The organism is Streptomyces sp. NPDC059989, from assembly GCF_042736975.1.
In the GTDB taxonomy this organism is placed as follows: domain Bacteria; phylum Actinomycetota; class Actinomycetes; order Streptomycetales; family Streptomycetaceae; genus Streptomyces.
In genome coordinates, this window is record NZ_JBHWUO010000091.1 from 1 (window position 1) to 14087 (window position 14087).

Annotated in this window: 9 protein-coding genes; 4 read left to right on the forward strand and 5 right to left on the reverse strand. The window is 73.9% G+C overall.

The window, feature by feature from the left end; all coding sequences use genetic code 11:
• The 3 genes from ACFWBN_RS38110 to ACFWBN_RS38120 all read right to left on the reverse strand — a co-directional run.
• Nucleotides 1-735, reverse strand: a 735-nt coding sequence (locus tag ACFWBN_RS38110; RefSeq protein WP_385185910.1) for an ROK family protein, incomplete at its 3' end; no start/stop codon positions are given.
• A gap of 21 nt (nt 736-756) precedes the next feature.
• On the reverse strand, nt 757-1794 hold the full coding sequence (locus ACFWBN_RS38115) for a LacI family DNA-binding transcriptional regulator (protein WP_385185913.1): 1038 nt from the start codon (nt 1792-1794) through the stop codon (nt 757-759).
• 8 nt (nt 1795-1802) lie between these two features.
• Entirely contained in the window at nt 1803-6080 is a 4278-nt protein-coding gene (locus ACFWBN_RS38120) for an NEW3 domain-containing protein (protein ID WP_385185916.1), read from the reverse strand.
• Between the two features lie 228 nt (nt 6081-6308).
• On the opposite strand from ACFWBN_RS38120, the gene ACFWBN_RS38125 reads away from it, so the two are divergent.
• Both ACFWBN_RS38125 and ACFWBN_RS38130 read left to right on the forward strand, forming a co-directional pair.
• A complete protein-coding gene (locus tag ACFWBN_RS38125; protein WP_385185918.1) occupies nt 6309-7577 on the forward strand; it encodes a glycosyl hydrolase in 1269 nt (422 codons plus the stop codon).
• 22 nt (nt 7578-7599) lie between these two features.
• A complete protein-coding gene (locus ACFWBN_RS38130; protein ID WP_385185921.1) occupies nt 7600-9774 on the forward strand; it encodes an endo-beta-N-acetylglucosaminidase in 2175 nt (724 codons plus the stop codon).
• On the opposite strand, the gene ACFWBN_RS38135 is transcribed toward ACFWBN_RS38130, so the two are convergent.
• Nucleotides 9771-11183, reverse strand: coding sequence for an ATP-binding protein (locus tag ACFWBN_RS38135; protein WP_385185924.1), 1413 nt, complete (start codon nt 11181-11183; stop codon nt 9771-9773). The genes ACFWBN_RS38130 and ACFWBN_RS38135 overlap by 4 nt on opposite strands.
• A 12-nt stretch (nt 11184-11195) precedes the next feature.
• The gene (locus ACFWBN_RS38140; protein ID WP_385185926.1) at nt 11196-11906 is read right to left on the reverse strand and encodes a response regulator transcription factor; all 711 of its coding nucleotides are present in this window, start codon (nt 11904-11906) and stop codon (nt 11196-11198) included.
• Between the two features lie 294 nt (nt 11907-12200).
• Between ACFWBN_RS38140 and ACFWBN_RS38145 the strand changes: the two genes are divergently transcribed.
• Both ACFWBN_RS38145 and ACFWBN_RS38150 read left to right on the forward strand, forming a co-directional pair.
• Nucleotides 12201-12986, forward strand: a complete 786-nt coding sequence (locus ACFWBN_RS38145) for an amino acid ABC transporter ATP-binding protein (RefSeq protein WP_385185929.1) — start codon at nt 12201-12203, stop codon at nt 12984-12986.
• A gap of 118 nt (nt 12987-13104) precedes the next feature.
• Entirely contained in the window at nt 13105-13959 is an 855-nt protein-coding gene (locus tag ACFWBN_RS38150; protein ID WP_385185932.1) for a glutamate ABC transporter substrate-binding protein, read from the forward strand.
• Nucleotides 13960-14087 lie beyond the last annotated feature (128 nt).

Consider the following 14087-nt stretch of genomic DNA (forward strand, 5'->3'; position numbering starts at 1 on the left):
GCCGGTGCCCGCGCCGCCCGTGCCCGCGCCGGCGCCGACGCCCGCCTCGCCCGCGGCCCCCGCCGGGGTCCAGCCCTGGGCCAGGGCCCAGCGGGCGATCGCCGTGCCGGAGGCGATGGACTCCACGCAGCCCCGGCTCCCGCAGACGCAGGGCTCACCGTCGAAGGCCACGCTGATGTGGCCGATGTGACCCGCGTTGCCCGTGGGGCCGGGGTGGAGCTGGTTGTTCAGGATGAGGCCGCCGCCCACGCCCGTGGAGACCACCATGCACAGCGCGTTCGCGTGCCCCCGGGCCGCGCCCAGCCAGTGCTCCGCCGCGGTCATCGCCACACCGTCGCCCGCCAGCACCGTCGGCACGTCCGCCCCGCGCGCCGCGAGCTCGGCCGCGATCCGGGCCTGGACCGGGAACTCCCGCCACGCCCCGATGTTGACCGGGCTGACCGTGCCCCGGGAGGCGTCCACCGGGCCGGCGCTGCCGATCCCGCAGCGGACCGCCGAGGGCCACAGCGGCGAGCCGGCGAGGTCCGCGACGACCTCGGTCACCGCCGCCATCACCGCCTCGGCGTCCGCCTGCGCGCCGCGCGGGGTCGGGCGCCGCGTGGTGGCCGTCATCGTGCCGTCGGGGTGCACCAGCGCCCCGGCGATCTTCGTACCGCCGATGTCGATCGCCACCGTCAGGCCTGCGGCCGAGGCTCGGGCGCGCGGTGCGGGGAAGGGGGCGGTGGGGGTGGTCACGGTGGCGGCTCCAGGAAGGGGTCAGAATTCAGTATGCGCCGCAGGAGGCGCCGTACTCTCGCGGGGCTCCAGCCGCGGCCGCTCGCTTTCCCGGACCCCGGTCGGGCTGCCCGCGAGCACGGCGAGGAGCTCCTCGGCGGCGAGCCGCCCGAAGCCCGCGGTGTCCCGGACGAGGGCGGTGAGCCGCGGGTGGGTGACCCGGCAGAGCGCGGAGTCGTCCCAGGCGACGATCGAGAGCCGGCCGGGCACGGGGATGCCCAGCTCGGCGGCGACCGCGCTGCCCGCGACGGCCATCACGTCGTTGTCGTAGACGAGGGCCGTGGGCGGCACGGGTTCGGCGAGGACCCGCCGGGTGGCGGCCGCGCCCTCGGCGTCGGAGTAGTCGGTGACCACCGAGCGCACCTGCTCCGGGCCGAGCCCGCGCCGCGCGGCCTCGGTGCGCAGGGACTCCATCCGGCGGGCCGTGTGGGCGAGGCCGGGCAGACCGGCGATGTGGACGATCCGGCGGTGGCCCAGCCCGTGGAGGTGGTCCAGGACCTGGGCCATCGCCCCGGCGTCGTCGGCCCCGACCGAGGAGAGCGTCGCGGAGGACGCGGCCTCGCCGACGGTGACCGCCGGCAGGGCCAGCTGCCCGAGGAGCGCCGGGCGCGGGTCCTGCGTACGCGGGTCGACGACGATCACTCCGTCGACCCGCCGCTCGGCCCACCAGCGGCGGTAGACGGCGCATTCGGCGTCGATGTCCTCGACGACCTGGAAGAGGAGGGCGGTCCGGGCGGCGGAGAGGACCTCCTGGATGCCCGAGACGAGCTGGAGGAAGAAGGACTCGACGCCGAGCGTGTGCGCGGGCCGGGCCAGGACGAGCCCGACGGCTCCCGAGCGCTCCCCGGACAGGGCGCGGGCGGCGCTGTTGGGCTGCCAGCCGAGCTCCTCGGCGACGCGGCGGATCCGGGCACGGGTGTCCTGGGAGACGCCGGGACGGTCGTTGAGCGCGAAGGACACGGCGCTCTCCGAGACCCCGGCCTGGCGGGCGATGTCCTTGATGGTGGGTCTGCGGGCCATGGCCTGCCTCATTCATCCTTCGGGTCTGCGGTGACGCGGGTCTGCGGTGCCGTGACCGCCAACGGCCCCGGCACCGGCCCCGGCACCGGGGCGACGTGAACGGCAATGGCCGGACCGTACGCGATCCTGCCCTGACAGGCCGCCTTGACCACCACCCAGTGCTTCCCCGGCGGGGTCCCGAGCGGCGGCCGGACCTCGAACTCCACCTCGGCCGGGCCGTCCGCCGGCACGCACAGGGGCAGCGCCGCGGGGGCCGTCAACTGCCAGGCCCCGTACGGGGAGACGGCGTGGGCGAGGCCGGTCAGCGCGGAGCGGATCCCGGTGCTGCCGATCCGGGCCCGTACGCGGCCCCGCCCGCCGGGGGCGACGGTGACCTCGGCATCGGGCGCCTCCACCCACAGCCCGGCCGGGACCGGCCCGCCCGGGACGGTCACGGTCAGCGCGTCCTCGAACTCCCCCGCAGGAGTGACGGCGAGGACCCGGACCAGGTGTTCCCCGGGCCGGGCTCCGGCGGCGGGCTCCACGCTCAGCGGGATCCGCTCGTGCCCGCCGGGCGGAAGGTCCACGGCCCGCCGGGTCCAGGAGGCGCGCCAGCCGTCGGGGACCCGCACCTCCAGCATCAGGGATCCGCCCGCCGCGTGGGCCGCGACGGTCACGGTCGCGGCGGACGCGACGCCCCCGCAGGTCACCGTGTACGGCGCGTCGCCGAGCGGGGCCGTCCCGCTGTTGTGCAGCCAGTAGCGGCTGAACACCGGCTGGTGCGGCTCCCGTTCGCCCTCCCGCAGCGGCATGCCCGATTCCGTGTGCAGCAGCAGCGTGGTCGTGGCCGCGCCGGCGACGCCGCCCTCGAAGGGGCCGAGCGGGCGGTCCAGGAGATCGGCCTCGGCGGCCGGCGCCGTGGGCCAGCGCACCTCGGGCGTGGCCGGCCGTCCGTGCGTCTCGCGCAGCCGGACCGCCAGCTCGCCCTCCTCCCCGCGCTTCACGGCCTCGATGAGCACCCGGTCGGCCGGTTCCACCCCGAGGAGGGAGCGGGTCGCGGGCCGCGGACCGGCCGCCGGCGTGGCCGTGACGGCGGTCAGCGGCTTGTTGAACTCCCGCCCGCGGCGCGGCAGGTCCACTGCCCGCCAGTCCCCGTCGCCCGCGACCAGGGCGTGCTCGAAGCGGTGCGTCCAGTGCTGGAGCTGGAAGGAGCTGCCGTCCGGGGCGGTGCGCCGCGGAGGGTCCATCCACTCCCCGCTGGGACGGCCGGTGCAGGAGCGCATCAGCGTGCTGTGCAGCCGGCCCGCCGTGTCCACGGCGAAGCTGGGCGTGCCCCTCACCAGGATCCCCACGGTCCTTTTCGCGTACGGAACTTCGTGCGCGGGCACCCCGGCCGGCCCGTCCGCGGCTTCCAGGCGGCCTGAGGCTGCGACGGCCCGGGCGAGCTCCGCCGCCGGCCCGGCGTGCACCAGGACCGGCAGGTCTCGGATGCCGGTGAGGTCGCAGCCGGGGCTCCACAGTTCGCGGAGCGGGGCCCGGGCCGGGACCCAGGTCCGGGCGTGTTCCCGTACGGCCTGCGTGTGGGCGGGGTCGGCCGCCTCCAGCAGCGCCGCCGTGAAGGTGTTCGCCCCGGGGCCGCCGAGGGCGATCCGGACGTCGGGGAGGCTGCTGTCCGCCGCCAGGTCGCCCCAGCGCGGACCGGCGGGCCGGGTGGGGGTGGCGGTGACCCCGTACTGGCCGAGCGCGGTGACCAACTCCCGCAGACCGGGCGGAGTTCCCGCGTCCGGCAGCACGATCTCGGCCGCGCCCAGTGCCCGGTCCGGCCCGGCCAGCGGCGCCGAGAGGGCGAACCAGTTCAGGCAGGGGCTGTCCAGGGTCCACGGGGCCCGGGTGTGGTCGGCCCCGGCGTCCGCCTCGGGGAAGGCGAAGCCCCGCCCCACGGCGGCCGCGGCCGTCTCCGCGACCGGGAGCGCGCCGGGCACGTCCGCCGGGACGCGCAGCCGCAGCAGCTGGTCGGAGCCGGTGAAATCCTCGACGTGCGTGGTCAGCTCCACCCGGTCCAGGCCGTCCCACAGGGTGGTGACGCGGGTCCACCGGACGGGCCCGGTGGACCCGGTGGCCACGATCCGCGCCCCCAGCGGGCCGTGCTCCACGCGGCAGGAGGCGGCGGGCGCGGAGCCGGAGCCCGTGCCGGGTCCTTTGGGCAGCAGGTGCCAGGGGCCTTCCCCGAAGTAGGGGTGCCGGTCGTACTCCTCCTGCACGACCAGCTCGTCCACCTCGCCCTCGGTCAGCAGTTCCCGTCCTGAGCGCCGGTCCAGCAGGCGGCACAGCCCGCCGCCGCGCGCCGGGTCGGCCTCGGCGCGGAAGGCCTCGTTCTCCGCGATGAGGCCGTCGGCCGGCTCCCAGCCGCCGGAGACGGGGAGTTCCGAGGCCTCCAGCCACCAGGTCCGGTACCCGAGGGAGGGCACGGCCTCGGCGAGGAAGGCGATCCGGGCCACTCCCTCGGCCACGGCTTCGATGTGGACGGGCGCGCACCCGCCGGCGCCGTCGCGGACGGTGACACGCGCCGCGTCGCGGGCGGCCGGGCCCAGCTCGGCCAGGTCCACGGTGGTCCGCACCAGGTCGGTCCGCGTCCACGACACCGGGTTGTGCACGGTCACGGCGAGCGCGGGCGGGCCCGAGCCCTCGCCCCCGTCCTGGCCCAGGAGCGGGCGCGGGCTCGGGCGCGTGACCGGTCTGCGGGTGTCGGCCGCGTCCGTCAGCGCCGCCAGGGCCTCCTCCCGTACGGCGGCGGCCAGTTCGTGCGCCTCGCGCCAGGTCGGGAGCAGGTCCAGGTAGACCTGGTCGGAGAAGGTGCCGGTGACGGCGTCGTGGTGGGCGGCGTGCAGCAGGTGCCGCCACGCCTTGTCCAGGGTCTGCGCCGGATAGTCCAGCAGCCCTTCCGCGCAGGCCAGCGCGGCGAAGGTCTCGGCCTGTTCGAGCAGGTTCTCGGCGGCCCGATGGGCCTGTTTCACGTCGCTGTAGGTGACGTCCTTGCCCGTGTACACCGGGCCCATCTCCCGGGTCACCGGCAGCGGCTGCTCGCCGCGCGCCGCGAACTCGGCGCGGACCGCGTCGAAATGGGCGCGCGGGCCGGAGTGCTCCATGCGCGGCCAGCAGTAGCGGCGGTTCCAGGCGTGCTGCACGTCCAGGCCCCAGCGGTGGGGCCAGGAGAAGTCCGTGCCCATCGGGATCAGGACGTTCCTGGTGGCGGCGCCGGTGCGCAGGAGTTCGTACAGCTCCAGCAGCTGCTCGGCGGCGGCTTCCGCGCTCGGCGCCCGGTGGGAGGTCCATCCGGCCGAGTAGTGCGCGGGCAGGTAGTGCAGCAGCAGCCCGTCACCTCCGCCAGGGGCGATCCACTCGTACTCGGCGGGCAGTTGCATGGCGGCGGGCGGGCGCAGGGTGTCCCCCCAGGCGTCCATCATCGGGCCCCACTGGTGGTGGGGGCCGCGGGCGAGGACGGCGGAGTCGAGTCCGGCGCCGGCCATCAGGGCGGGGAAGGACGGGTCGTGGCCGAAGACGTCGAGCTGCCAGGCGGTGCGCGGGTCGGCGCCGAGGGTGCCGCGGTGCAGGGCGAGGCCGTGGACGGCGCTGCGGAGGGTGGTCTCGGCGGAGGTGAGGTTGGTGGAGGGCTCGTTGTAGGTGCCGCCGACGATCTCCAGGCGGCCCTCGGCGATGAGCGCGCGCAGCTCGGCGCGGTCGGCGGGGTGGCTGTCCCAGTACGGCTTGAGGTAGTCGACCTCGGAGAGCACGAAGCGGTACGCCGGGTCCTCGCGGGCCTGTTGGAGGTGGAGCGGGATCAGGGTGAAGGCGGGGACGCCGGTGTACTCCCAGCCGGGTTCGGGCGCGCCGGGAGCCCGCGGGGCGTCCCACCGGGCGGTGTAGGCGGCCTGGGTGTTCCACCACATCGGGTCGTAGTGGAAGTGCGGGACGAGCCGGACGGTCCAGCCGGGTTCGGCTACCGGCAGCTCGAACGGCAGCTCGGCGAGGGGGCGGCCGTCGGGGGTGGTGACGCGGGCGGTGGCGGGCAGGCGGGTGCCGGGCGCGGCGCCGCCGGTGCGGACGGCGACCTCGACGGCGGCGCAGGACTCGGGGGTGCCGTCGAGGTCGCCGGTATCGGCGCGCACGATGCGCGGGTGCGCGGTGGTGAGGCCAGGACCGTCGACGGTGACGTGCAGCGGTCCGGCCGGGCGCTCCCTCCGGATGCGGATCCGGACCACCTGGGAGGGGGATTCCGGCGGTCCGGTGAAGAGGGCCGGGGTGGTCACGGACGTGACCGAAATACCGCTGTCCAATTCCGCCCACTCCCCCGCGTGACATCCGAACTAAACCGCATTAGCCCGATCAGCTTCGGCATTCACAACCCTTCTGTCAACGGGACTGAAGCGCATAAGTACCGGCGCATCGTCCGCCGATTAAGGCCCTGTTGACTTTCCCCTGTGCGGCGCGGCAGGTTATGGGCATCCGGCGAATTCCCCTGAACTCCGGGACCCTGCATGCGCCACGCCCTCCGCCCGCCCCGCACCCTCCGCTTCGGCGCCAACTACACGCCGGCGCGCGGCTGGTTCCACCACTGGCTGGACTTCGACCTCGACGAGGTCGGGGCCGACCTCGACTCGATCGCCGCGCTCGGGCTGGACCACGTCCGCGTCTTCCCGCTGTGGCCGCTGTTCCAGCCCAACCGGACTCTGATCCGCCCGCGCGCGGTCGAGCAGCTCGTCGCGCTCGCCGACGCGGCCGCCGAGCGCGGGCTCGACGTCACCGTGGACGGGCTGCAGGGGCACTTGTCGAGCTTCGACTTCCTGCCCGCCTGGACCCGGACCTGGCACCGGCGGGGCCTCTTCGACGACCCCGACGTGGTCGCCGGGCAGGAGGAGTACCTGCGCACGCTGGCCGCCGCCCTCGCGGACCGGCCGAACTTCCTGGGCATGACGGTCGGCAACGAGATCAACCAGTTCTCCGACGCCCCGCACCCCGACCCCGACCGGATCACCCGGGAGCAGGCGGGCCGCTGGCTGGAGCGGATGCTCGCCGCCTGCGAGAAGGGCGCGCCGGGCCGGTTCCACCTGCACGCCGAGTACGACGCCGCCTGGTACCAGGACGGGCACCCCTTCACCGTGGCGCAGGCGGCCCGGCTGGGCGCGGCCACCGCCGTGCACTCCTGGGTGTTCAACGGCACCGCGCAGCGCCACGGCCCGACGGGGACGGCCACCGAGCACCATGCCGCGTACCTGATCGAGCTCTCCAAGGCCTGGGCCCGCGACCCGCACCGCCCGGTGTGGCTCCAGGAGGTCGGGGCGCCCGCGCCGCTGATCCGGCCGGAGCAGGCGGCGCGGTTCACCGAGGCCACCGTGGCGAACGCCCTGGACTGCCCGGATCTGTGGGGCGTGACCTGGTGGTGCTCGCACGACGTGTCGCGGGAGCTCTCGGACTTCCCGGAGCTGGAGTACGGCCTCGGGCTGCTCACCAACGACCGCCGGATCAAGCCGGCCGGCGCCGCCATCGCTCGGATCACCGAGGAGTGGCGGGGCCGCACGCACCGGCCGCCGGTACGGACCACCGCGCTGGCGGTGGACGTCGGCGGGGCCGAGGAGGCTCCGCGCCGCTCGGTGTGCGCTCCCGGCGGCGCCTTCTTCGAGGCCTGGGCGGCGCTCACCGCGCAGGGGGTGCGGCCGGCGGTGGTGCTGGCCGAGCTCGCCGAGGACCCCGCGCACCTTTCCGCGCGCGGCATCACCGAGGTGCTGCGCGTGTCCGACCTCACCTGACGATCCCCCGCAGAGGAGCCCCATGTCCGAGACCGACAACGGCGTCGACCCTCGTACGTCCCCCTCCGACCCGCGCTCCGACCCGCCCTCCGATCCCGCGCCCGGCTCCTCCGTCTCCTTACGGCCGACCCGGCGCGGGGTGCTCGCCGCCGGGGCGGGGGCCGGAGCCGCCGCCCTGCTGGGCGCCCCCGCCCCGGCATCGGCCGCCACGGCCACAGGGCCCGCCACCCCGCCCGACCTGGCCCCGTACGCCTCGTACTGGTTCCCGGACTCCCTGCCCAAGGGCGCCCCCGGCCCCGGGATCGTGTGGCGCTCGCTCCGGCAGTGGACCCCCGAAAGCGATCCGGACCTCGCCCACAACACCGCGACCGTGCCCCTCGCGCCGCGCTTCACGCCGGTGCCTCCGCATCCCGGCGCCCGGGCCGGCCAGGCCCGGATCGCCGCCCTGGTCTCCTTCGGGCCCACCGCCCGGAACCCTTCGCAGGGCTCCCCCACCGCCGACTACTACGCGCTCACGCACTGGGCGTACATCGACGAGCTGGTGTTCTGGGGCGGCTCCTCCGGCGAGGGGATCGTGCTCGCCCCGAACGCGCCCGTGGTCGACGCCGCCCACCGCAACGGGGTGCGCGTGCTGGGCAATGTGTTCCTGCCGCCCGCGCCCTACGGCGGCGACCTCCAGTGGACCCGGGACCTGGTCCGGCGGGACTCCCTCGGGCGCTTCCCGATCGCCGAGAAGCTCGTCCTGGTGGCGCGGACGTACGGCTTCGACGGCTGGTTCGTCAACGCCGAGACCGAGGGCGGCGACAGCGAACTCGCCACCCGGATGAGGGAGTTCCTGCGCGCCCTGCGGGCGGCCGGCGAGCCGCACGGCCTGCGGATCACCTGGTACGACGCCATGAACTCCACCGGCCGGGTCGGCTGGCAGGGCGCGCTCAACGAGCTGAACCAGGAGTTCTTCGAGGACCGCCGGGGCCCGGTCGCGGACACCATGTTCGTGGACTTCCGCTGGACCGCGCGGACGCTGGCGGACTCGGGCGCGCTCGCGGACCGGCTGGGCCGCTCCCGCCACGAGCTGTGGGCGGCGGTGGACACGGAGTCGAACGGCTGGAACTCCGCGGTCGCCTGGGACGCGATCATCCCGCGCGACCGCGACCACGTCGTCAGCTACGGCTTCTACCGGCCCGAGTGGACCCGCAACCACCTCACCGACCGCTCCCCCGGCGCCTTCCACCGCGCCGACGACCGGTTCTGGACGGGCGAGTCCCTCGATCCGTCCCGCCCGGCGCCCGAGGGCGCGTGGCGGGCCCCCGCCACGGCCGTGGCCGACCGCTCCACCGTCACCGCCCTGCCGTTCGCGTGCGCCTTCAACACCGGGCACGGGGAGCGCTGGTACGAGGCGGGCGAGGTCACCTCCGACACCCCGTGGAACCATCTCGGGCTCCAGGACCGGCTGCCCGGCCGCCGCTGGGTCGTGGACACCGCCGGGGAACGGCCCGCCGTGACCCTGGACTTCGCGCGCGCCTGGCGCGGCGGCTCCAGCCTGCTCGTCTCCGGGCCGCTGACCGCCCCGGCCGCGGTCGGGCTGCACTCCACCCGCCTCCCCCTGACCCGGTCCACCGTCCTGGAGCTGGTGCACGCCACCGAATCGGGCACGGTCGCCGTGGAGGTGGGGGTGGCGACCGGCGAGCCGGCCACCCCGGGCGGCCCGGTTCCGTACACCTGGCTGAAGGCGCGGAACCCGGGCTCGGGACAGGGCTGGCGCACGGTGCGGATCGGGCTGTCGGCGCTGGCGGGGAAGACCGCGTACGGACTGGCCGTACGGATCACGGGACGCGGGAAGGGAGCCGTGGTCTGGCGGCTCGGCGCCCTGTCGGTACGCGACGACACCCGGCAGCCGCGGCCGGGTGCCCCGAGTGCACTGACCGTGGACGCCTCGGCCCGGCAGGACGGCAGGGCCTCGCTCCGCCTGTCGTGGCGCCGGGCGGCCGGGGAGACCGGCCGGATCCGCCACTACGAGGTGTCCCGGATCCTGCCCGACGGCACCCGCCGCTTCCTCGGCGGCACCTGCGGCACGGCCCTCTACCTCCCCGCCGTCGAACGCGCCGGCCGGGAGCGGGCGGCCGCCTTCGAGGTCCGGGCCGTGGACGAGCTGTACGCGGTCTCCGGCGCGGCCCGCACGACCCTCGACTGGTCCTAGGCGGTGTGCGGGTCGGTGCGCGGGACGGCCACCGTCACCCGCAGCCCGTGCGGCGGGTTCGTCTCGTAGGAGAGGGACCCGCCGCCCGCGGCGAGCAGGGCGCGGGAGATCGACAGGCCGAGCCCGGAGCCCTTGATGTTCTGGTGCCGGCCGCTGCGCCAGAACCGGTCGCCGACCCGCAGCAGCTCCTCCTCGGTGAGACCGGGACCGCGGTCGGCGACGACCACCCGCACGGTGCGACCGGCGGCCGAGACCGACACCTCGACCTCCTCACCCGTTGGGGTGAACTTGAGGGCGTTGTCGATGACGGCGTCGAGGGCGCTGGACAGGGCTACGGGGTCGGCCCAGCCGGTGACGGCGGTCCGGCCCGTCCCGGTGAGCCGTACGCCCTTCTCCTCGGCGTACGGCCTCCAGGCCGCGACCCGCTCGGCGGCCAGCGCCCCGATGTCGGTGAGGCTGATCTCGGCCGAGGCGTGCTCGGCCAGCGCCAGGTCCAGCAGGTCGTCCAGGACCTGGGTCAGGCGCTTGCCCTCGGCGCGCACGGAAGCGATCTCCTCGTTCCCCTCGGGCAGTTCGAGGGCGAGCAGCTCGATCCGCAGGAGCAGCGCGGCGAGCGGGTTGCGCAGCTGGTGGGAGGCGTCCGCGACGAACGCCCGCTGCTGCTCCAGTACCTCTTCGACGTTGTCGGCCATCTCGTTGAACGAGTGGGCCAGGCGTTGGAGTTCCGGCGGCCCGCCGGCGGCCGCGACGCGCGAGTTCATCCGCCCGGTGGCGATGCCGTGGGCGGCCGCGTCCAGGGTCTGCACGGGTTTGAGGACCCAGCTGGTGAGCCGCAGGGCGGCGCCGAAGGCGAGCAGCATCGCGGCGGCGAGACCGGACACGATGAGCAGCCAGCCCCGGAGGATCCGGGCGCGCATCTGGTCGGTGGGTGACTCGGTCGCGACGACCGCGACCACGTCGCCGTCGAGGACGACCGGGGAGGCGACGAGCAGTTTGCCGTGGGTCTGCCAGGGCCACACCTGGGCCGGGTCGTGGCTGCGCCGCCCGGCGAGCGCCTCCTCGAAGGCGCGGCGGCCCTCGCCCTCCTCCGGGAGCTCCCACCAGCCGGGGGAGCGGGCCATGGCGTTGTCGTCGCGCAGGAAGATGCCGACGCGGATGCCGTACAGCTCCTGGTAGCGGGCCAGTTCGAGCTGGAGGGTCTCGCGGCGCTCGTCGGCGCCGGTCGAGCCGGAGCCCTCGGCGTCGACGACGAACTGGGCGAGGGCGGCGAAGCGGGCGCTGTCGTCGATGCGGTCGACGACGACCCGCTGCTGCTGTCCGGCGGCCAGGCTCACGGCGAGCGGGAAGCCGAGGGCGATCAGCACGCCGGCCATCAGGACGACGAGCAGGGGGAGCAGCCGGGCGCGCACGGGTGGGCCCCGCTAGGAGGCGGCCGGGGTGACGAGCCGGTAGCCCACCCCGCGGACGGTCTCGATGAGGGCGGGCATGCGCAGCTTGGAGCGCAGCGAGGCGACGTGGACCTCCAGGGTGCGCCCGGTCCCCTCCCAGCTGGTGCGCCACACCTCGCTGATGATCTGCTCGCGGCGGAAGACGACTCCGGGCCGCTGCGCGAGCAGGGCCAGCAGGTCGAACTCCTTGCGGGTGAGCGGTACGTCGGTGCCGTCCACGCTGACCCGGCGGGTGGGCAGCTCGATGCTGACGGGGCCGAGCCGGACCAGGGCGGGGGCGCCGGTCCCGTTGGCCGCTGCCTCCTCGGAGGCACCGGTGCGCCGGGCGACGGCGTGGATGCGGGCGAGGAGTTCGCCGGTGTCGTAGGGCTTGACGACGTAGTCGTCGGCGCCCATGTTCAGGCCGTGGATCCGGGAGCGCACATCGGCCCGCGCGGTCACCATGATGACGGGCGTGGCGGTGCGCTTGCGGATCTTGCCGCACACCTCGTAGCCGTCCTGGTCGGGCAGGCCGAGGTCGAGCAGGATCACCCCGTAGGGAGAGACGTGGGCGCCTCCGGGCAGCAGTGCCTGCAGGGCCTCCTCGCCGTTGCGGGCATGGGTGACCTGGAAGCCGTGCCGGGCGAGGATCGCGGACAGGGCGGCGGCGACGTGGTCGTCGTCCTCGACGAGCAGCAGTCTCATGTCGTCCCCCTCTCCTTTTCTTCTCGCTTTTCGGACTCCGTCTTCGGATTCCGTACATCTCAGGGCCACCATGCATCCACGCCGATGCGGGGTCCCACGTCAAGGGGGTTCCGGTCCGGCGCGCCTTCCGTTATCCACCCGGTACGACCACACGGTCCGCCGAGCCAGTGCCGCGCACGGAGCGTATCGGGGTGAGGCCGGATCGTTATGCTCAATTCTCCCTCAGATGTGATGACGCTGTGCGCGCTTCGTCACTACTGTCCTCCCAACCGAGGAGGACGGAGCAAGAAGCCGATGAGCGGAGTATCAGTGACCAAGGACGTGCAGGACGCGGCCGGTGCCGCGGACGACCTGGTCGTACTGAGCAACGTCAACAAGCACTTCGGCGCGCTGCACGTGCTTCAGGACATCGATCTGAGCATTGCCCGCGGTGAGGTCGTCGTGGTGATCGGTCCCTCGGGATCGGGCAAGTCCACGCTGTGCCGGACCATCAACCGCCTGGAGACGATCGACTCGGGCACCATCACGCTCGACGGCAAGGAACTGCCCTCGGAGGGCAGGGAACTGGCGCGGCTGCGCGCGGACGTCGGCATGGTCTTCCAGTCGTTCAACCTCTTCGCGCACAAGACGGTGCTCCAGAACGTCATGCTGGGCCAGCTCAAGGTCCGCAAGACGGACCAGGCGGCCGCGCTGGAGAAAGCGAAGGCGCTGCTGGACCGGGTGGGCGTCGGCTCGCAGGCCGACAAGTACCCGGCACAGCTCTCCGGCGGTCAGCAGCAGCGTGTGGCGATCGCCCGCGCGCTGGCCATGGAGCCGAAGGTGATGCTGTTCGACGAGCCGACCTCGGCGCTGGACCCGGAGATGATCAACGAGGTGCTGGAGGTCATGCAGCAGCTCGCCCGGGAGGGCATGACGATGGTCGTCGTCACGCACGAGATGGGATTCGCCCGCTCCGCGGCCAACCGGGTCGTCTTCATGGCCGACGGAAAGATCGTCGAAGAGGCCACTCCCGAGCAGTTCTTCAGCAACCCGCGCAGCGACCGCGCCAAGGACTTCCTGTCGAAGATCCTGCACCACTGAGGGTCTCGTCTGGTAGTCATCCGTAAGCGGATCGCCGCCGGAACGGTTCCTGTCGGCCGTGCATGCGCTGCAAGCGTTGCTCGTCGTTCAACAACGTCTCATCCGAGGGAAGTTCACCATGAAGATCTCCAAGGCCGCTGCGGCCGCGGCTGTCGCCGTCGCCCTTGCCCTGACCGCGACCGCCTGTGGCGGCAGCGAGAAGGACGCCGCCAGTGACGCCGGTGCGTCCGGTGGCACCAAGACGGACAAGATCGTCGTCGGCATCAAGTACGACCAGCCCGGCCTGGGCCTGAAGACCCCGGACGGCAAGTTCACGGGCTTCGACGTCGACGTCGCGACCTACGTCGCCAAGGAGCTCGGCTACGAGCCGAACCAGATCGAGTTCAAGCAGGCCGTCAGCGCCGAGCGCGAGAACCTCATCGCCAACGGCGACGTGAAGTTCGTCGTCGCGACCTACTCGATCAACGACAAGCGCAAGGAGAAGGTCGACTTCGCCGGCCCGTACTTCCTCGCGCACCAGGACCTGCTGGTCCGTGCCGACGACACGAGCATCACCAAGGCCGAGGACCTGAACAAGAAGAAGCTCTGCTCGGTCACCGGCTCCACCTCGGCGCAGAACGTCAAGACCAAGCTGGCCCCCGAGGCCGACCTGCTGGAGCAGGGTGGCTACTCCGAGTGCCTGACCGGCCTGGAGAACAAGGCCGTCGACGCTCTGACCACGGACAACTCGATCCTGGCCGGCTACGCGGCGCAGGACAAGAACAAGGGCAAGTTCAAGCTGGTCGGGCTGAGCCTGAGCAACGAGAACTACGGCATCGGTCTGAAGAAGGGCGACAAGGAGCTCCAGACCAAGATCAACGCCGCGCTCAAGAAGATGGTCGAGGACGGCAGCTGGCAGAAGGCCGTGGACAAGAACCTCGGCCCGGCCAACTACAAGAACGAGCCTGCCCCGCAGATCACCGAAGGCAGCTGATTCATCGGTGAGGTGCGCCGCCCCCCCCCAGCCGCCCGCGGCGGCGCCCCCCACCCGCCCTCCCGGGGAGAGGGCCGCGCCTCGGGGTGGGTTTTATTGTTTGCGGGCCGTAAGACCAGGTCGGCGGC